Here is an 18,106-nt window from a genome sequence, read left to right as displayed (position 1 = left end):
GGTCGGTGGCGGACCGTCCTGGCAGGGTGGTCGATCTGCCGCAGGTTTTGTCCTGGGTCGGAGCTCTTATTGATCTTGCAGACATGATGACCTCCGTCTTGCTAAGAAGGAGCTGCGGGGAGCCAATTATGGGAGCCACCCAACGCGGGACGTGGCCCTTTTGATCTTTCACGGGGCTGTCCTGCTCCATGGTCGTCACCTGGGAAGCTCCCGTCCATCGCCGCGCGATGTTCTCGGTCGGTCCGGCATTCCCTTTGGCAGCTCGCGGAGCATGTGAAGACGCCTTGTCTCCGATCATGGAAACGGGGCGTGAGTGACAAACGTGTCCGCGTTCTGGCACGTTGCTGTGTCATGTCCTCTGACTCATCATCAGCGTCTGGCTTATCTGCAGGCCTGGCACGCATCGCCTCCTATGCCCTGGCCTGCCTGGTTCACCTCCTCGCCCCGGCCTTCCTCGTTGTCGGCGTGTACCTGCTCTTCCGCCTGACGCCCTTCGCCATCTTCCTCGGCGTCGTGGCTCTCGGCCTGGCGTGGCTGGTCCGCCCCCGCATCCCTCGCTTCCCCGCCGACGTTCAGCCGCTGACGCGCGAGGAAGCACCGAATCTGTACGCTCTCCTCGACCGGATCGGCGCCGGGGTGGGAGCGCCGAAAACCGACGTCGTGGCCCTCTGCGGCATGGTGAACGCGGCGTTCGGCACGTACGGATGGCGGCGCCGGCGCCTGGTCATGATCGGCTATCCGCTCTGGTCGATCCTCACACCGCAGGAGCGCATCGCGGTTCTCGCGCACGAGATGGCCCATTCCAGCAACGGCGACGCCAGGCACGGACTCCTCGTGGGCAGCGCGCTGCACTCCCTCAGGGAGCTTCGTGAGGTGACGAGGTTCGACTGGCATGAGGACGAGGGTCTGGCCAATCTCTTCGCGCAGGCCGTGCTGGCGCTGGCCGCTCTTCCCGTACGGGGACTCAGCATCGCGTTGGAGCTACTGCTGCACCGCTCGTCGCAGCGGGCCGAATACCGGGCTGACGAGCTGGGCGCGCGGGTGGCGGGCTCCCGGGCCATGGTCTCGATGCTCGATGCGCTGACCACCCGTGTGCCCTCGGCCGAGAGCTTCCTGGAGCCGAGCGCGGTCGTCTTGGGGGCCTCGGATCTGTGGGACGAACTGCGGGCAAGGGTGGCCGAGATCCCGGACGAGGAGCTCGAACGTCGTCGCCAGGCCGCCCGCGAGGAGAAGGCCCGCGTGGACCGCACGCATCCGCCGACGTACCTGCGGATGGACCGGGTGCGACGACTGCCGTACGTGGAGGGAGAAGTAGGGGCGGCGGAGGTTGAGAAGGTGCAGCCTGAGCTGGAGCAAGCCGCCTGCCGCGTGGCCGGGACCGTCAGAGACGCCGCCCGATCAGCCCTCTACCACTGACCCGATCAGATCGGACGGCGGCGCCGGTTGCGTCGGCGTGCCGGCGCCACGTTCATGGTCAGGCCGCCGACCGCCGCAACTTCTGGTCGGCAGGGTGGGGCTGCACGAGGACCGGCACGTCCGAGACCACCACGACCGAATACGGCAGGCTCGGGGACGGGAGGCCGGAATCGACCAGGTCCTCCAGAATCGGAGACTGCGTGCGCTGCGGGGGAATGATCAAGCGGAACGGCCCCAGCGGCTGCCCGCCCTCCGCACAGAACGTCAGCTCGACGTGGGCGTTGCCGGAGCTGACGTTGAGCAGGCTGAGCTGGTCGCCGGGCATGCACCCGTCGGCGATCGCCATTTTCCAGTTCCCCACCATGGTGCTCATGTGCGACTCCCGTCTGCTTAGTGCGACAGTTGTCCCGCTACCCCGACAAATCTGGATCTATCTCACAGTCACGCATGTAGTGCGCTCCGGGGTGACCGGCCTCTGGCAGCTGAACGCCGGCGCATGGTGACCGCGCAGGTCCAGGCCCTGCCGACCCGAGCGTGGGCGCGCCCGGTTCGAGCGCGCCGCCCTTGCGCAGTCGTTCGACGTGCTCCATCGAGGTCACCTGCTCCTTGCGTCAGAGCGGCGTGGTGACAACCAGGTCCCAGTCGCCCCAACCCCCGAAGTCCACCCAGGCGAGCACCGGCCGGCCGCGGCCGTCCAGCGCCATGGCCAGGCCGTGGCCGCCACTACGCCGGATCGTCGTGACGGGGGTCCGGGTGCAGCGCGTCCCCGTACAAGTGGCGATGACGACCTGTTCGCGGTCGAGGTCCTGGTAGGCCACCAGCACGCGCCCGTCTCGGTCCGGCACCATCGCCGGCGCCGCGTTGTGACCGGGTTCGGAGAGCGTGGTGGTGCCGGCCTGCGAGCACGCGCGGGTGCGGCAGTCGAGCAGCTTGATCGCGCCGTCGCGTACGTCCAGGTAGGCGATCAGAGGCCGGCCGTCGGCCCGGACCAGCATGGCAGCGCCGGCTTGGCCGTCGGGGTAATCGGCCGAACCTCGGACGGGCCGCCCCACGCGTGCCCGGGCGCAGGCGGGGTCGTCGCAGGAGATCACGAAGACCGCGCCGGTTTCGAGGTCGAACCGCAGCACAACGGGCCGGTCGTCGGGGCCCACGCCCGCGATGAGGCCGCGGTGCTCGTCCCGATATCTGCTGACGGGAAGTTTGGCGACCTCCTTCGTGCGCGGACGGGTGCAAGCCGGATCGTCGCAGGTGGTGATCGAGAGCCCTTCCTCGGCGATGTCACGCTCACCCAACGGGAGCGTGTAGGACTGAGCGACCAGCAGGCCGCCGCCGGGCCGTGCCGCGAGAGCGACCGTCCTGTCCTGCCTGGACGATGTCACCTCCGTGATGGGCCTGCCGCCAGGGGCCGGTACGCAGGCCGTCGCGTCGCAGAGCAGGAGCCCGAGCCGGGCGCGCCATTTGTCGAGGTGCAGTACCAGCCCGTCTTCGTCCGTGCCCTCCTGCGCCCATGTCGACACGACGAGACGGCCGTCCGCCAGCCGGGCGCCGGCCGCTGTGTACCCGCGGGCGCCGACCGGCTCGGCCCAGGTGAACCGGGTTCGCGTGCAGGTGCTGTCCATGCAGGTCAGCAGCTTCGCCGGTTCGAAGTCGTCCATGAGCATGACCATGCGCCCGCCCTGGCCCGCGTACAGGGCTCGCAGGTCCGACGCGCCGAGCTCCGGCTTGGGACGCCCGTCCTCCCCGAACGCCTCGGAATCCGGGTCGCGCGGCCAGGTCTCCGTGACGGCCGTCTCCGAGACCTCCGGCCAGCCGAGCGGGTTGATCAGCACCGCGCCGCCGTACAGCAGGCCGGGCAGCAGGAGCGCCGCCAGTACCCGCACGGGCCTGGCCGGGCGCGGCGCGCTCTCGGGCAGGCCGTCGACGATCTTCTTGAACTCGGCGATCGTCCCCTTGACGACCAGGCGGTGCAGGAACAGCCGGGCGATCACCGCCGCCTGGAACGGCACGGCGACCAGCGCCAGAACGCAGCCTGCCACGGCCGGCACGACGGGCAGCCCGGAGACGGCCCGGTTCGCCGCCTGGGCGGCCAGCATGGGGAAGAGTGCGACGCCGAAGGCCAGCGTGAACGCGGTCGCCCCCGAGGCGCCGGCCGTCAGCCGGTAGGCGCGAGCGAGAGCACCCTTCGCGGACCGGCCCTCCAGAGCCACGGGCGCCACGGCCAGCAGGCACGGCATCGCGAACAGGGCCAGGACCGCCATCACCGCGTAGGCCGTGACCTGCGCCCCGATCCACACGAGAATGCCGAGCCCGGCCGCCAGAGCCGCCGTGAACGCCACCACGCCGACCAGGACGAGCACCGCCATCGCGGGCAAGCGCCGTGCCGCGGCCCGCAGCGCGCCAGAGATGGAGACGTTCCTGCCGACCAGCAGCCCGGCGGCGAGCACCACCGTCGCGGGCAGCGCCACCGCCTGCCCGGCCACTGAGACGACCAGCACGGCCGCCGCCCACCCCAGCAGCGGCGGCTCAGGCCTGCCGACCAGCTCGAAATCGCCGTTGACCACCGCCGCCGACCCGTCCACGAGCACAACCAGCACCGTCACCGCGAGCAGGCCGATCGGCAGGAATACCAGCAAGGCGGGCGCCAGCAGCCTGATCAGGTTTCGCGCCGTGAACGCGTAGGCCCGCCAGACCACGCCCTGCCGCCGTACCTTGTTCCGGGCGTACGTGTGACGATCATCCACAACGTCGCCTTTCGGGCGCTCGCCGATCAACCGGCTCGTTGTCCGTCCCGTCGCCGCAGGTGAAGTCGGTCTTGGGCGGGCTCCGAGATCGGAAGATCCAGGGCGTACGAGCAGGGGCAGCAGCTGCACCCAGAGGCGGACCCGCGCCAGCCTGGCCCGCGACTTGGCGATCAGTTGATCAGGCCCGGACATGGAGGCCTCCAGCAGGACAGGGGGTGTGGCCAGGAGCCTAGATTCCGCGCTGTGCCATGAACGGACGAAGACCTCATCGGCATCGGATCGAACCCGCGGCTGGACGCGCTCCGTACTCCGACGGCGCAAGACCTGCTTTTCGGCCCACTCGCACAGTGAGGAGGCGCGCAAGAATGAAACGGACGCTGACTTCACTGCTGCTGGTGTTGATCGGCACAACCCTGTCCGCGTGTCAGAGGGACACGGCGCCGGCTGACCTCAGCCCCTTGCCCTCCGCCCTCCCGGATCCTTCGTCTGCCGGGGCGTACATCTGCGATTACGGGGACGCGGGCATTCCGGCCAAGGCGGTTGAGCTGATGACCGGGCTCTCCGCCGACCTGGAGTGGTCCGGGCATTTCGATCTCGGGCCGGCCCCCGTGGCCACGGCCAACCTGTGCGAGGTGTCCAGCCGTAACGATCCCGCTCAAGGGGCAGTGCTCGAGATCTACCTCGCTGATCTCGGCGAGGAGTGGAAGGACAACGTGTTCGACAAGCGACTCCGAGCCGGCGGTACGCCAATGCCGGAGCTGCTTCCTGATGCGATCGGTGTCTACTGGGCGGGCCCGACCGCCGACTACGGACCGGTCCGTGGTAAGCCGAACCCCTCCAACGAAGCCAGGGCCTACCTCTTCAGGAACGGAACCGAGATCGGTATCCGGCTCAAGCACGGTGCAGCGGGACGGGACAATGCGGCGGACGTGCTGGCCCTCATGAAACTGGTCGCACCGGCACTGATGCCCGGCACCTGAGCGCGGTGGCTGTCGTGCGCCGTACCCGCCCCCTCATACGCGATTGAAGGGCCCCGCTCACCCGCTGTGAAGCCGTGATCCATCTGTCCGAGCCGGCCGGCCGCAGATGTCGCATCGCGTGCGATGACCGTCTCCCGAGAAGGTGATCCAGCGGGACCTGCCGGACCGGCGGCAGGTACACGTCGAGTTCTGCCGACGACGAACCAGAACTGCCCGGCCACCTCGCCCATCTGCTTGTAGCGCCCATCGGGCGTCAGCGCGACCCAGCCGTCCGGCAGGCCGAGCAGCGTGGCACGCCGCGCCGGGGCCGTGCCGGGACCGACGTCCGACAGGATGACGCCGTCGTCGCCGGCGCCGGCCAGGAGATCGCCGGACGGCCGGCTCCGGCAGCTTCCGCTCGAGTTGGGCGACGACCTTCTCCCGTTCGGACGGGCCGAGCCCGTCCCAGACCTCCAGTCCCATGACGAACGGCCGCAGGCGATGACCGTACGTTTCGTAGAACTCGAAGACGGCTCGCTCGGCCTGTTCGAAAGGAAGGTACGGCGAAGGACGGGGGAGGCCGCGCGACAGATCGATGCCCGAACGCCGGGCCGGCTTCGCCTGCTCCTCCTTGCTCATCCGCAGGTCCTGCGAGCTGAACGGCAGATCGATGGAGCCGACCGCCTCGAAGAACGTCGTGATGACCAGGATCGTGTGCGCGGCCTCCATGCGTTCGGTACGGCTGTGCCGTTCACGGCCGGCGCGCCACTCGCGTCACCGGCCGAGGAGGGCGTTGCCCACCTGCACGAACTGCTGTTTGGCGTCGATCACGTCCCAATGGAGGACCTGGCGCGGCCGATCCGGAACGTTGATCCGCGAGCTCGCCGAAGCTAGGGCAGGCGCAGTCCCGCGATGAGGAGCGCGACCAGGCGGCGTGCGTCGTAGCGGGGGTCGTTGTCGGCGCCGATGCACAGGTTGCCGACGCCGCGCATGAGCTCGTAGGCGTCCACGTCGGAGCGGATCTCCCCGGCGGCGGTCGCGGCTTCGAGGAGATGGGCGCACGCGGGCACGAGCCGGTCGAGGAAGTAGGCGTGCAGCGTGTCGAAGCCGGCGTCGTCCGACCGCAGCACGGCCGCCAGCCCGTGCTTGGTGACCAGGAAGTCGACGAACAGGTTGATCCATCGCCCCAGCGCGGCGTGCGGGGTCACGCCGCTCGCCAGCAGGGCCGGGGCGGCCTCGGCGCAGGCCTCGACCTGGTGCCGGTAGACGGCGATGATGAGGTCCGCCCGCGTCGGGAAGTGGCGGTAGATCGTGGCCACCCCGACTCCCGCCCTGGCCGCGATGTCGCGCACCGGCGCCTCGACGCCCGAGGTCACGAAGACCGCCGCGGCGGCGTCGAGCAGCGTTCTCTCGTTGCGCCGGGCGTCGGCCCGCTTGCGCGGGGCGGCGCGCCCCGCGCCGGCCTCGTCGCGGTCGTTCACCGTGCCGTTTCCTCCTGCCGGGCTTGCCAAACCGGAACCGTGTTCCTTATCGTAATCGGAACGAGGTTCCGACTGCTCATGATGCCAGAGCGGCGGTCCCGGCACCAAGCCATGCGCGGTCGCGGAGTGCCGTGCTGAACCGTGTTCCGGTTGGAAATCCGAAAGGCTGCCCATGTTGCACACCTCCCGGCCTCGCTTCGGGATCATGACCGCCCCGTCGCAGGTCGACTACCAGGACATCCTGCGGGTCTGGCGCGAGGCGGACGCGATCCCGGAGATCGAGCACGCGTGGCTGTTCGATCACCTCCTGCCCATCTTCGGCGACCCCGACGGCACGACGTACGAGGGCTGGACCCTGCTCTCGGCCCTCGCCGCGCAGACCCATCGGCTGCGCGTGGGCGTGCTCGTGACCAGCAACCGCTTCCGGCCGCCCGCGCTGCTGGCCAAGATCGCCGCGACCGTCGACATCGTCTCCGGCGGACGGCTCGACTTCGGCATCGGCGCCGGCTCACGGCCGAGCTGGCCCTCGGCCCGGCGCGAGTACGACGCGCACGGCCTGCCCTTCCACGACGCCGCGCACGCGGTGGAGAGCCTCGCCGAGGCGTGCACGGTGATCCGGCGGCTGTGGACCGAGACGGAGCCGTTCGACTTCCACGGCACCCACGTCCAGCTCACCGGGGCGTTCTGCAACCCCAAACCCGTCCAGCGCCCGCACCCGCCCATCCTCATCGGCGGGCGCTCGGGCCCGACGCTGCGCGTGGTGGCCGAGCACGCCGACCTGTGGAACATCCCCGGCGGCGACATCGACGACGTCGTCCGCCGCAGCCGGCTGCTGGACCGCTACTGCGCGGAGCTCGGCCGCGACCCCGGCTCGATCGTCCGCTCGATCCACCTGCCGGTCTCCTACGACCAGCCCGACCTCACCCGGGAGGCGATCGGCGAGGCGATCGACGCCGGCTTCCGGCACATCGTCCTCGGACTGTCGGCGCCCTACCCCGCAGGCGTCGCGCGGTGGGTCGCCGACGAGCTCATCACCACGCCGGCCCGAGCCGCGTCCGGGCTCGGTCGCTGAGCAGGCGCGGCTTCCCGGGGGCGCCGTCAGCGGCCGCGCACGATCAGCCGGAGGAGCCGGTGCGGCCGTTTCGCGCGGAACGCCGCCCGCTCGTTGACCTGCGGGAACGGGGCCTCCGGCACGGGCACGCCGAGGAACGCGCACAGCGGCTCCCAGCCGTCCCGCACCTCGAACACCAGCAGCCGCTCCGCCGGGATCGCCGCCCGCACCTCGGCCGCGTGCCGTTCGTAGACGTCGAGGACGTGGTCGCGGTCGTCGATGCGGCCGTCGAAGACGCGGTCCATGACGGTCGCCCTGGCCATGCGCGGGTACAGGGCGAAGTCCGGGGCGCGGCGGGCGACCAGCCAGCGGGTCACCCGGCGGCGCAGGGAAAGCCGGCGCTCCTCCAGGGCGCTGCGGAAGATGGTCTCGCTGACGCTGTCGTACCAGCGGGCGGGGTCGCGGACGGTCAGGACGACCTTGGCCTCGGGGTAGTGCTCGGCCAGCTCGCGCCAGTACGCGGAGGCGGGCCAGTCGAGCGCCGACGGGAAGCCGGTGAACAGCGCGTCCCAGTCGCGCGAGCGGCCCTCCCCGACGTCGAGCCACTGCCGGACGCGGTACGGCTCCGCGATGATCGTCGACATGTGGTAGCAGGGGCCGAAGCCCAGGATCTCGAGGGCCGCCTTGAGCGACCGGGTGCCCGTGCGCCCGAAGCCCGCGCCGATCACTTTCACGTCGCGCTCACCACCTGCACGTCTCTGATGGGTCTCTGATCTGTGCCGTCTAATGTCGCGATAAATCCGGAAATATGAAAGCACGGAGGAGGCGCACATGCCCTTCCCACAGCCACTGCTCGACGCGCTGCGCGACGCCCCGGACCGCCCGGCCTTCGAGCACGGCGACAGGACGCTCTCCCGGGGCGAGCTGCTGGAGCTGATCCGGCGGCTGGCGGGCGCGATGCGCGCCGCGGGCCTGGGCCCGGGGCGGGCCGTCGCGGTGCGCACGGCCGTCACACCCGAGGCGTTCGCGGCCCACATGGCCGCGCACACGCTGGGCTGCCGGGTCGTCGGCATCCGGCCCGGCTATCCGGAGGGGCAGCTCGCCCACGTGCTGGGGATGGGGATCGACGCCCTGCTCGTGGACCCCGCGACCGCGACCCCCGAACTGCGCCGCGCCGCGGCGCGTCACCTCCCCGGCCGGCCGACGCTGTCCCTGGGTCCCTGTACGGGCGCCGGCGACCTGCTGGCGCACCCCGACGACGGGCGGCCGCTGACCGTGACCGCCCGCCCCGACGACGTGGCGGCCCTGACGTTCACCAGCGGCAGCACCGGCCGCCCGAAGGGGTGCGCGATCACGTACCGGGCGCTGGGCGAGCACTGGGCGTGGCAGCCGCGCGTGTGGTCGCCCGTCGCGGCCGGGCTGGCCGGGGCCTTCGAGCGGTACCTGCTGTTCGGCACGCTGGCCAGCATGGTCGTGATGGAGTTCGTGGCGCCGTGCCTGCTCGGCGGCGGCACGGCGGTGATCCCGGAGGACGACGGGCGGCCGATGTTCCCGTACGCGATCGAGCGCCACCGGATCACCGGCTCGATCATCACCGTGCCCCGGCTCTTCCAGATGTTGAAATTTCTGGACAAGGTGGATGTGAGTAGCTTGCGGGCGCTCATGGTCTCGGGGTCGCCCATCAGCGCGCGGCGGCTGGCCGAGGCCGCCGAGAAGCTCGGCCCGGTCGTCTACCAGGGCTACGGCCAGACCGAGGCGGGCAACATCGCCATGCTCACCCCCGACGACATCGCCGCCGGCGTGCTGGAGTCCGTCGGCCGCCCGCATCCCGGGGTCGAGATCAGCGTGCGCGACGAGCACGACGGCGAGCTGCCCCCGGGCGTGACGGGCGAGATCCACGTACGCAGCCCGTACCTGATGCGGGGCTACTGGGGCGACGAGGAGGAGACCCGCCAGACCCTGAAGGACGGCTGGCTGCGCACCCGCGACCTCGGCCACGTGGACGGGGACGGCTTCCTCCACCTGGCCGGCCGCTCCCGCGACGTGATCATGGTCAACGCCATGGTGGTGTACGCGGGCCCGATCGAGCGCGCGCTGACCGACCACCCCGGCGTGGACGAGGCGTACGTGGTGGGCGCCCCGGACGAGGACACGGGGGAGGCCGTGCACGCGTTCGTCGTCCCGGCCGCGGGCCGGACCCCGGACGGGGGCGCGCTGAGGGCGCTGGTACGCGCGCGGCTCGGCGAGGACAGCGTCCCCCGGACGATCACGATCGTGCCCGCCGTCCCCCTCGCCACCAGCGGCAAGCCCGACAAACGCGCCCTCTCTGAGCAAATTCTGAGAATTGCCCGCCAACACTGAGGCTGTCCGTTCAATCACCTCGTTGTGACGGAGGCTTCAGTGCCGGACAAGACCCTGGACTACCTGGTGATCGGCGCGGGCCCCGCGGGTTTGCAGCTGGGGTATTTCCTGCACGAGCAGGGGCAGGACTACCTGATCCTCGAGGCGGGTCCCGCGCCGGGCCAGTTCTTCCGCACCCACCCGCGCCATCGCACGCTGATCTCGATCAACAAGAAGTACACCGGATGGGACGACCCCGAGCTCAACCTCCGGATGGACTGGAACTCGCTGCTGTCCGGCGACCCTGACCTGCTGTTCACCCGCTACAGCGACCGGTACTTCCCGCACGCCGACGACATGGTCCGCTACCTGGCCGACTTCGCCCAGAAGCGCGGCCTGCGCGTCGCCTACGACTCCCGGGTGGTCCGCGTGGACCGGCCCGGCCCGTCGTTCCGGGTGACGGACGAGACCGGGCGCACGTACGAGGCGAAGAGGGTCATCGTCGCGACCGGCGTCACCCAGCCCAACATCCCGCCCATCGCGGGCATCGAGACGGCCGACCTGTACGGCACCCACTCCACCGACCCGGCCGACTACGTCAACCAGCGCGTGCTCATCATCGGCAAGGGCAACTCGGCCTTCGAGACGGCCGACAACCTGATGGAGACCGCCGCGGTCATCCACGTGGCGGGCCCGCACTCGGTCCGCATGGCCTGGCGCACCCATTTCGTCGGCCACCTGCGGGCGGTCAACAACGGCCTGCTGGACAGCTACCAGCTCAAGTCCCAGAACGCGGTCCTCGACGGCGACGTCAAACGCGTCGAGCGCAGGCCGGACGGCACGTACCTGGTGACGGTCTCCTTCGTCCGGGCCGACGAGGTCACCAAGGACATCCCGTACGACCGCGTGATCCTCTGCACCGGCTTCCGCTTCGACGGCTCCATCTTCGGCGACGACTGCCGCCCCGAGCTGATGATCAACGACAGGTTCCCGTCGCTCACCCCGGCCTACGAGTCCGTCAACGTGCCGGACCTCTACTTCGCCGGCACGATCACCCAGTCACGCGACTTCAAGCACGGCACCAGCGGCTTCATCCACGGCTTCCGGTACGGCGTGCGCGCGCTGCACCGCGTCCTGGAGTCCCGGTATCACGGCGTGCCCTGGCCCGCGAGGGTCCTGCCCGCCGACCCGTCGGCGCTCGCGGCGGCGGTCATCGACCGGGTCAACCGCACCTCGGCGCTGTGGCAGCAGTTCGGGCTGCTGGCCGACGTCATCGTGCCCGACGGGGACACCGCCCGCTACCTGGAGGAGCTGCCGTACGACCTGCAGGGCCCGCCGATCGGCGACCGCGGCCACTTCGCGATCACCCTGGACTACGGGCCCGACCATGACAAGATCGACCCCTTCGACGTCGAGGTGGGCCGGATCCGCCAGAGCGACTCGGCCCGGGCGCACGAGGGCCACTACCTCCACCCCGTCGTCCGCCACCACGTGCCCGGCCGGCCCCCGGTCGCCCATCACATCACCGAGAACCTCGAGAACGAGTGGACCTCCAAGGAGATCCACATCGAGCCCCTCCGGGCCTTCTTCGCCGCGCGGCTGACGTCCGTACCGGTCTGATGGAGCGGTGGAGCCTGCGCGAGTTCGAGGCCGAGGCCCGCGCCCGCCTCGACCCCGCGCACTACGACTACTTCGCCGGCGGGGCCGGTGACGAGGTCACCGTACGTGCGAACGAGGCCGCGTTCGCCCGGATCGGCCTGCTGCCCAGGGTGCTGCGCGGCGCGGCCAAGCTGCGGACCGGCCTCACCCTGCTCGGCGGCCGCGCCTCCATGCCCGTGCTGGTGGCGCCGACCGCGTTCCACCGCCTCGCCGACCCGGAGGGCGAGCGGGCCACCGCCCGCGCGGCCGCCGCGGCCGAGACGATCATGATCGTGAGCATGGCCGCCACCGTCGCGATCGAGGAGGTGGCGGCCGCCGCGCCCGGCGCCGAGCTCTGGTTCCAGCTGTACGTGCAGCCGGACCTGGCCTTCACCGAGACCGTCGTGCGCCGCGCCGAGGCGGCCGGCTGCAAGGCGCTGGTCGTCACCGTGGACTCGCCCGTGCTCGGCCGGCGCGAGCGGGACCTGCGCAACGACTTCCACGACCTGCCCGAACACCTGTGCTGCGAGAACCTGCGCGACGGCGACCGGGTGCGCCCGATCCTCATGTCTCCCGAGCTGTCGTGGGAGCACCTCGACCGGCTCCGGGAGATGACCGCGCTGCCGATCGTGGTCAAGGGCGTCACGCATCCCGGCGACGCCCGGATCGCGCTCGACCGCGGCGTCTCGGCGATCATGGTCTCGAACCACGGCGGCCGGCAGCTCGACACCGTTCCCGCCTCGATCGACCTGCTGCCGGACATCGCCGCGGCCGTCGGCGGAACCGTTCCCGTGCTGCTGGACGGCGGGATCCGGCGCGGCACGGACGTGCTGAAGGCGCTGGCGCTCGGCGCCTCGGCGGTCGCCGTCGGCCGCCCGGTGATCTGGGGGCTGGCCGCGGACGGCGAGCGGGGAGTGGCCCGCGTGCTCGGCCGGTTGCGCGCGGAGGTCGAGCACGCGCTCACGCTGTGCGGCTGCGCGTCGATCGGCGACCTCGACCCGGGCATGGTGCGGCGGCCATGCTGATCATTGGGCTGATCACGCTGATCATCCTGGCGCTGTTGGCGGTGAGCCTGCCGCGGTGGCTGCCCGCGCGGGTCGTGGCGCTGCGCGTACGCATCTTCAACCGGATCAACGGGGACGAGGGCATCCCGGTCCCCGGCGACCTCGTGGGCGTCGACCGCTTCAGGGAGGTCTACTCGCACCCGGCCGCCGGCGGTCGCAGCAGGGGCGCCGCGCTGTCGGACCTGTTCTGGTACTGGCTGTCACCCGGCCCCGAGATGCACCAGGAGCACCTGGAGGCGGGCGAGCGGTACGACGCGGTGGCCAAGGCGACGCGCGGGCTGCTCGCCGTGCCGCGCGACGAGGCCGAGGAGCTCACGCGCCGCTGCGCCGCCCGCACCCTGGCGGACGCGCGGGGGCTGGTGCGGCTGCGCGACCTGACGATGCCGCTGTGGGCCGAGTTCGCCTACGAGCTGGTGTTCGCCGAGCCGTGCCCGCGCGAGGCCCGCGACCTGATCGTGGGCAACGCGAACGACGTGGTCACCTCGCTCAAGTGCACCGGCCTGCGGCACATGGAACGCCGCCACCGCCTGACCCGCTACCTGCTCGGCCGCCTGTCACGCGTGCGGATCCCGCTCCCCGCCGGCCTGTCGCCCCAGGAGCAGGCGTTCTACCTCCAGGGAGCCTTCTTCAACACCGCCGTCGTCCAGCTGTCGGAGGCCATGGCCCACCTGCTGATGGTCCTCGCGCAGCATCCCGGCGTGCAGGAGCGGGCCCGTACGGGGGACGACCGCTACCTCGACCAGGTGATCTCCGAGACGCTGCGGCTCTACCCGCTCTTCGGCATCGCCCACCGCATCACCACAGGCGAGATCCCGCTCGATGAGCGCACCACGATCCCGGCCGGGTCGGTGCTCTGCTTCAACTATCCCGAGTTCCACCGCGCCGGGTTCGCCGACCCGGACCGCTTCGACCCGGGCCGCTTCGACCGGCCCGTCAAAGAGCTCAACCACATCCCGTTCGGCATCGCCGCCAACCGCCCCTGCCCGGCCTGGCGGCTGGCGCCGATCGCGATGCGGGTCGCGGCCCGGGAGATCCTGCACCGTTACTCCCTGCACTCCTCGGCCGCCCACACCCGGTCCCTGCCCAACCGGGGGCCGTGCCTGCTCACCCCGCCGCACGCGTCCCCGCCCCGCGCCGCGCTCGTTCTCATGCGGGCCCGCGACCGATGGGAGGACGTCTGGCGCAGCCTCGTGCAACTCGTCCTCGGCACGTACATGGTCTGGGACGCCCGCCGGCAACGGCTCTGCGAGATCCACTTCGATCACCCAGCGGAGAACCGAACATGACCGCACTGGCCCACCTCACGCCTCCCGATCCGAACCTCGCCCTCATACTCAAGGTCCTGCCCGCCCTCGTCGTGATCCTGATCGTCGCGGCGATCTGCGGCCGGCTGGCGCAGCTGGTGATGCAGCCGCGCGTGCTCGGCGAGATGGTCGCCGGCGTGCTCCTCGGGCCGACGCTCTTCGGCTGGCTCTTCCCCGGCGCGCAGGCGGCCCTGTTCCCGAAGGAGGTCAGACCGGTCCTGTACGTGCTGAGCACCATCGGCCTGACGCTCTACATGTTCCTGGTCGGGGCGGGGCTCGACCACGGCGGGCGCACGCCCGGCGAGGTCCGCAAGGCGTCCGCGCTGGCCGTCTCCGGGATCGTCCCCTCGCTGCTGCTCGGCTTCGGCGCGGGCCTCCTCCTGTACGACCTGCTCTCGCTGCCGGACGTCAGCCCCTTCCAGTTCGCCCTGTTCGTCGGCGGGGCGCTCTCGCTGACCGCCTTCCCCATGCTGGCCAGGATCCTGTACGAGCGGGGCCTGGAGAACACCCAGGTCGGCCGGCTCACCCTCATCGCCGCCTCCATCGACGACGCCCTGGCCTGGTGCATCCTGGCCGTCCTGTCGGCCATGCACCTCGGCACCGGCCCCGCCGGGGCGCTGCCCACCATCGGCCTGACCGCGGTGTTCGCGGTCGTGATGCTCAAGGTGGTGGCGCCCCTGCTGCGCCCCATGGGCGCGAACGTCGCCCGCACCGGCCGCCTCGGCGCCACCGGCATGTACGTCGTCGTCCTCGTGCCGCTGACGGCCGGCTGGCTGACGGACTGGATCGGCGTCTACTCGGTCTTCGGCGGCTTCCTCGCCGGCCTGGCCATGCCCCGCGACCCCAAGTTCCGCGAGGCGCTGCACGGCCGGATGATGGAGATCGTCTCGACGCTGCTGCTGCCCACGTTCTTCACCTTCTCGGGGCTGAACACCCACCTCGGGGGCATCGCGGGCGGCGCCATGCTGCTGGCGTTCGGGCTGATCCTGCTCGCCGGGTTCGCCGGCAAGTACTTCGGGTGCGCGCTGGCGATGCGGGGGATGGGGTTCGGCCGGCGGGAGTCGTACGCGGTGGGGGCGCTCATGAACGCCCGCGGCCTGATGATCCTCATCTTCATCAACATCGGCCTGGCCCAGGGCATGATCAACCAGGAGCTCTTCGCGATGCTGGTGCTCGTGGCCATCCTCACCACGGCCGGCGCCCTGCCCCTCTACAAGCTGGCGCTGCCCGAGCGCCTCGAGACGCGGACCAAGGTTGCGGAAGTTTCGGAGCTGGTCAGGTCCAATCCATCCTGATCGCGCAGGTAGGCCGTGGTGCGCCCGGTTCTCGATCAACTGATGCCCGAGTGGACCTGGTAATCCCCCGGGGCGTGGTGTAACCGTGGTCTGGTGGCTGGAACACCGGGTACAGCCCGTCGGCTGCTCGTCATCGAGGATGACCGCGAACTGGGGCGCATGCTCGTCGACCTGTTCACCGAGGAGGGGTACACGGTCGATCTGGCTCTGGAGGGGCAGCGCGGGCTGCATCTGGGGCTGAGCCGCTCGTACGACGTGCTGATCATCGATCGCGGCCTGCCGGCGCTCGACGGCATCGACCTCATGCGGCGGCTGCGACGGCAGGCGGTCACCACCCCCGTGCTGGTGCTGACCGCCTTCGGCTCGCTCGCCGACCGGGTCGCCGGGCTGGACGCGGGCGCGGAGGACTACCTGGTCAAGCCGTTCGAGATCGACGAGCTGCTGGCCAGGGTGCGGGCCCTGCACCGCAGGAACCTCGACCAGGCCACGCTGCTGCCGCTCGGCGCGGGCTGGCTGGACTCCGAGTCGCACATCGTCCGGCTGCCGAGCGGGGAGCAGGTCGAGCTGTCGGGGCAGGAGTGCCGGCTGCTCAGCGCCCTGGCGGCGCGCCCGCGGCAGGTGCATACCCGCACGTCGCTCCGGCAGCGGGTCTTCGACGGCGCCAAGAAGGAATCGATCGTGGACACGTACGTCTACTACCTGCGCAACAAGCTGGGATCAGGGGTCGTGTACACCGTGCGGGGCGTGGGCTACCGCCTGGGTGAGTTATGAGCCCGCCGGGGCGGGGATCGGAGCTCGAACGGCGGCTGCTGAAGCGGGCCCGCCGGCGCCTCACCGCGCAGGTGGCCGGCGCGATCTCCCTGGTCCTGGCCCTGGCCGGGGTGCTGGTCTACTGCGTCATGGTGCACCAGCAGGCCGACTCCGCCCGGCGTGACCTGACCGCCGCCGTGCAGCGCGCCCCCATCGCCCACCCTCCTCCCTGCGTCTGGCTCTACCTGCTGAGGTCCGACGGCACCGTGGAGAGCTCCCCGGGCGCGCCGCGGGCGCTTCCCGTACGCGCGCCCATGGACCAGGTTGCCACCGGGTTGCCGCCCAGGGTCGAGGAGGTCCGGGTGGACGGGCACGCGTACCTCATCCGCACCCAGCGGCGCGGCGACGACACCTTCCAGGCGGCACTGGACCTGCGCTACCAGGACGCCGAACGCCGGCGGCTGCTGCGCACGCTCGGCGGTGCGGAGATCGGCGGCCTGCTGGCCGCGCTGCTGGTGGGCCAGGTCATCTCCCGCCGCGCCATCGCGCCGCTCGGCGAGGCCCTGGCCCGCCAGCGCCGCTTCGCCGCCGACGTCAGCCACGAGCTGCGCAGCCCGCTGACCCGCCTGCACACCCGCGCCCAGCTCCTGTCCCGCCGGCTGAGGGGCGGCACGGACCCGATCCTGCTCATCGACGAGGTGGACCAGCTCGTGACCGGCACCAGGCAACTGGGCGAGGTGGTCGAGGACCTGCTCCAGTCGGCCCAGCTCCAGCAGTTGCGCCGCCCGTTCGGGCCGGTCGACCTCGAGGTGCTGGCCTCCGAACTGGCCGTGGCCGAGAGCGCCCGCGCGGACGCCAAGGGAGTGACGATCGAGGTCCGGTGCGAGGGGCCGGGCGATCACGTGGTGCGCGGCGTGGAGTCCGCGCTGCGCCGCGTGCTCTCGGCCCTCCTGGACAACGCCCTGGGCCACACGCGCGCGGGCGGCCACATCTGGGTGACCCTGTCCCGGGAGCGCGACCTGGTCCGGCTGACCGTGCGCGACGACGGGGTGGGCTTCGACCCCGCGCACACCGAACGCCTTTTCGCCCGGTTCGTGGGGGGCGGCTTCGGGCTGGGGCTGGCGCTGGTACGGGAGGTGGTGGAGGGTCACCACGGCACCATCACCGCGGACGGCCGCCCGGGCGCCGGCGCCGCCTTCACCGTCAGCCTGCCCGCCGGTCCCGCTGACCCGCCGCTGTGGGCGCCACCGGCCCGCGAGCCCGAACGCCGCCTCTGATCGGCCACCTGCTAGCGTGCGGCGACATGAGCGGGCGTGGAGTTCTTGTCACAGGCGCGTCGAGAGGTATCGGGCGGGCGGTCGCGGCGGCCTTCGCCGCGCAGGGCGACCGGGTCGCGATCCATCACCGGGACTCCGCGAAGGAGGCCCAGGAGCTGCTGGCGGAGCTGCCCGGCCAGGGGCACACGATCGTGCGGGGCGACCTGGCCGACCCGGAGGCGGTGCGCGGCATGGTGGACGCGGCGGCGGGCGCCCTGGGCGGGATCGAGGTGCTGGTCAACAACGCCGCCACCTACTTCCACCATCCCCTCACGGAGCTGTCGTACGAGGAGTGGCAGGACGCCTGGCGGCGCACGCTCGACATCAATCTGGTGGGGACGGCCAACGTCATCTGGTGCGCCGTCCAGCACATGCCCGCCGGCGGCCGCGTGATCAACGTCTCCTCGCGCGGCGCCTTCCGCGGCGAGCCGGACAGCCCCGCGTACGGGGCGAGCAAGGCAGGGCTGAACGCGCTGGGCCAGTCGCTGGCCGTCTCGCTCGCCCCGCGCGGGATCGCGGTGGCGGCCGTGGCGCCCGGCTTCGTCGAGACGGACATGACGACCGAGTACCTCACGGGGCCCGGGGGAGACGCGATCCGGGCGCAGAGCCCGTTCGGGCGGGTGGCGCGGCCGGAGGAGATCGCGGCGGCCGTCGTCTACCTCGCCTCACCGGCCGCCGAGTGGGCCAGCGGCGCCGTGCTCGACCTCAACGGCGCCTCCTACCTGCGCTGACACCTGCGGCATCCCGCCGG

General features: G+C 71.4%; 16 protein-coding genes. 11 read left to right on the top strand and 5 right to left on the bottom strand.

What is annotated here, in order from left to right; genetic code table 11:
* Positions 1 to 465 precede the first annotated feature (465 nt).
* Entirely contained in the window at positions 466 to 1,416 is a 951-nt protein-coding gene (locus H4W80_RS16340; protein WP_192785882.1) for a M48 family metallopeptidase, read from the top strand.
* A 58-nt stretch (positions 1,417 to 1,474) separates the two neighbouring features.
* Here H4W80_RS16340 and H4W80_RS16335 read toward each other — a convergent pair whose 3' ends face one another.
* Both H4W80_RS16335 and H4W80_RS16330 read right to left on the bottom strand, forming a co-directional pair.
* A complete protein-coding gene (locus H4W80_RS16335; protein WP_192785881.1) occupies positions 1,475 to 1,789 on the bottom strand; it encodes a sensory rhodopsin transducer in 315 nt (104 codons plus the stop codon).
* Between the two features lie 238 nt (positions 1,790 to 2,027).
* Positions 2,028 to 4,157: a hypothetical protein gene (locus H4W80_RS16330; protein WP_192785880.1), complete on the bottom strand. Its 2,130-nt coding sequence runs from the start codon at positions 4,155 to 4,157 to the stop codon at positions 2,028 to 2,030.
* A 365-nt stretch (positions 4,158 to 4,522) separates the two neighbouring features.
* Here H4W80_RS16330 and H4W80_RS16325 point away from each other — a divergent pair, with 365 nt between their 5' ends.
* Positions 4,523 to 5,137: a hypothetical protein gene (locus H4W80_RS16325; protein ID WP_192785879.1), complete on the top strand. Its 615-nt coding sequence runs from the start codon at positions 4,523 to 4,525 to the stop codon at positions 5,135 to 5,137.
* A 57-nt stretch (positions 5,138 to 5,194) separates the two neighbouring features.
* Here the strand turns inward: H4W80_RS16325 and H4W80_RS64555 are convergent, their stop codons facing one another.
* Together H4W80_RS64555 and H4W80_RS16315 are read right to left on the bottom strand one after the other, a co-directional pair.
* Positions 5,195 to 5,845 carry an NACHT N-terminal helical domain 7-containing protein gene (locus H4W80_RS64555; RefSeq protein ID WP_378526583.1) on the bottom strand — a complete coding sequence of 217 codons (651 nt, stop codon included), beginning with the start codon at positions 5,843 to 5,845 and terminating at the stop codon, positions 5,195 to 5,197.
* 161 nt (positions 5,846 to 6,006) lie between these two features.
* Positions 6,007 to 6,597 (bottom strand): TetR/AcrR family transcriptional regulator, encoded by a 591-nt coding sequence (locus H4W80_RS16315; RefSeq protein WP_192785877.1) that lies wholly within the window; start codon positions 6,595 to 6,597, stop codon positions 6,007 to 6,009.
* 205 nt (positions 6,598 to 6,802) lie between these two features.
* On the opposite strand from H4W80_RS16315, the gene H4W80_RS16310 reads away from it, so the two are divergent.
* Positions 6,803 to 7,669, top strand: a complete 867-nt coding sequence (locus tag H4W80_RS16310; protein ID WP_337959999.1) for an LLM class flavin-dependent oxidoreductase — start codon at positions 6,803 to 6,805, stop codon at positions 7,667 to 7,669.
* 26 nt (positions 7,670 to 7,695) lie between these two features.
* Here H4W80_RS16310 and H4W80_RS16305 read toward each other — a convergent pair whose 3' ends face one another.
* Positions 7,696 to 8,382: a sulfotransferase family protein gene (locus H4W80_RS16305; protein WP_318786895.1), complete on the bottom strand. Its 687-nt coding sequence runs from the start codon at positions 8,380 to 8,382 to the stop codon at positions 7,696 to 7,698.
* A 97-nt stretch (positions 8,383 to 8,479) separates the two neighbouring features.
* Between H4W80_RS16305 and H4W80_RS16300 the strand changes: the two genes are divergently transcribed.
* The 8 genes from H4W80_RS16300 to H4W80_RS16265 all read left to right on the top strand — a co-directional run bounded on the left by H4W80_RS16300 (position 8,480) and on the right by H4W80_RS16265 (position 18,086).
* Positions 8,480 to 10,009 (top strand): class I adenylate-forming enzyme family protein, encoded by a 1,530-nt coding sequence (locus H4W80_RS16300; protein ID WP_192785874.1) that lies wholly within the window; start codon positions 8,480 to 8,482, stop codon positions 10,007 to 10,009.
* Between the two features lie 39 nt (positions 10,010 to 10,048).
* Complete coding sequence (locus H4W80_RS16295; protein ID WP_318786894.1) at positions 10,049 to 11,608, top strand: NAD(P)-binding domain-containing protein; 1,560 nt, start codon at positions 10,049 to 10,051, stop codon at positions 11,606 to 11,608.
* Positions 11,608 to 12,651 carry an alpha-hydroxy acid oxidase gene (locus tag H4W80_RS16290; protein WP_192785873.1) on the top strand — a complete coding sequence of 348 codons (1,044 nt, stop codon included), beginning with the start codon at positions 11,608 to 11,610 and terminating at the stop codon, positions 12,649 to 12,651. Before H4W80_RS16295 ends, H4W80_RS16290 begins: the two co-directional genes overlap by 1 nt.
* On the top strand, positions 12,645 to 13,976 hold the full coding sequence (locus H4W80_RS16285) for a cytochrome P450 (protein ID WP_192785872.1): 1,332 nt from the start codon (positions 12,645 to 12,647) through the stop codon (positions 13,974 to 13,976). Before H4W80_RS16290 ends, H4W80_RS16285 begins: the two co-directional genes overlap by 7 nt.
* Positions 13,973 to 15,289, top strand: coding sequence for a cation:proton antiporter (locus H4W80_RS16280; protein ID WP_192785871.1), 1,317 nt, complete (start codon positions 13,973 to 13,975; stop codon positions 15,287 to 15,289). Before H4W80_RS16285 ends, H4W80_RS16280 begins: the two co-directional genes overlap by 4 nt.
* Positions 15,290 to 15,382: 93 nt before the next feature.
* Positions 15,383 to 16,060 (top strand): response regulator transcription factor, encoded by a 678-nt coding sequence (locus H4W80_RS16275; protein ID WP_318786893.1) that lies wholly within the window; start codon positions 15,383 to 15,385, stop codon positions 16,058 to 16,060.
* Positions 16,057 to 17,316 carry a sensor histidine kinase gene (locus tag H4W80_RS16270; protein ID WP_192785870.1) on the top strand — a complete coding sequence of 420 codons (1,260 nt, stop codon included), beginning with the start codon at positions 16,057 to 16,059 and terminating at the stop codon, positions 17,314 to 17,316. Before H4W80_RS16275 ends, H4W80_RS16270 begins: the two co-directional genes overlap by 4 nt.
* Positions 17,317 to 17,342: 26 nt before the next feature.
* Positions 17,343 to 18,086 carry an SDR family NAD(P)-dependent oxidoreductase gene (locus H4W80_RS16265; protein ID WP_192785869.1) on the top strand — a complete coding sequence of 248 codons (744 nt, stop codon included), beginning with the start codon at positions 17,343 to 17,345 and terminating at the stop codon, positions 18,084 to 18,086.
* Positions 18,087 to 18,106 lie beyond the last annotated feature (20 nt).

The sequence above is a fragment of the Nonomuraea angiospora genome (assembly GCF_014873145.1).
Taxonomy (GTDB): Bacteria; Actinomycetota; Actinomycetes; order Streptosporangiales; family Streptosporangiaceae; genus Nonomuraea; species Nonomuraea angiospora.
The sequence above is the reverse complement of the archived record's forward strand: the minus strand, read 5'-3'. Positions and strand labels throughout refer to the sequence as shown.

What these genes read in the sequence shown, in the direction of transcription:
- H4W80_RS16290 (WP_192785873.1), top strand. Translation starts at nt 11,608, where the DNA reads ATGGAGCGGTGGAGCCTGCGCGAGTTCGAGGCCGAGGCCCGCGCCCGC.
- H4W80_RS16265 (WP_192785869.1), top strand. Translation starts at nt 17,343, where the DNA reads ATGAGCGGGCGTGGAGTTCTTGTCACAGGCGCGTCGAGAGGTATCGGG.
- H4W80_RS16280 (WP_192785871.1), top strand. Translation starts at nt 13,973, where the DNA reads ATGACCGCACTGGCCCACCTCACGCCTCCCGATCCGAACCTCGCCCTC.
- H4W80_RS16325 (WP_192785879.1), top strand. Translation starts at nt 4,523, where the DNA reads ATGAAACGGACGCTGACTTCACTGCTGCTGGTGTTGATCGGCACAACC.
- H4W80_RS16270 (WP_192785870.1), top strand. Translation starts at nt 16,057, where the DNA reads ATGAGCCCGCCGGGGCGGGGATCGGAGCTCGAACGGCGGCTGCTGAAG.
- H4W80_RS16310 (WP_337959999.1), top strand. Translation starts at nt 6,803, where the DNA reads ATGACCGCCCCGTCGCAGGTCGACTACCAGGACATCCTGCGGGTCTGG.
- H4W80_RS64555 (WP_378526583.1), bottom strand. Translation starts at nt 5,845, where the DNA reads ATGGAGGCCGCGCACACGATCCTGGTCATCACGACGTTCTTCGAGGCG.
- H4W80_RS16335 (WP_192785881.1), bottom strand. Translation starts at nt 1,789, where the DNA reads ATGAGCACCATGGTGGGGAACTGGAAAATGGCGATCGCCGACGGGTGC.
- H4W80_RS16300 (WP_192785874.1), top strand. Translation starts at nt 8,480, where the DNA reads ATGCCCTTCCCACAGCCACTGCTCGACGCGCTGCGCGACGCCCCGGAC.
- H4W80_RS16285 (WP_192785872.1), top strand. Translation starts at nt 12,645, where the DNA reads ATGCTGATCATTGGGCTGATCACGCTGATCATCCTGGCGCTGTTGGCG.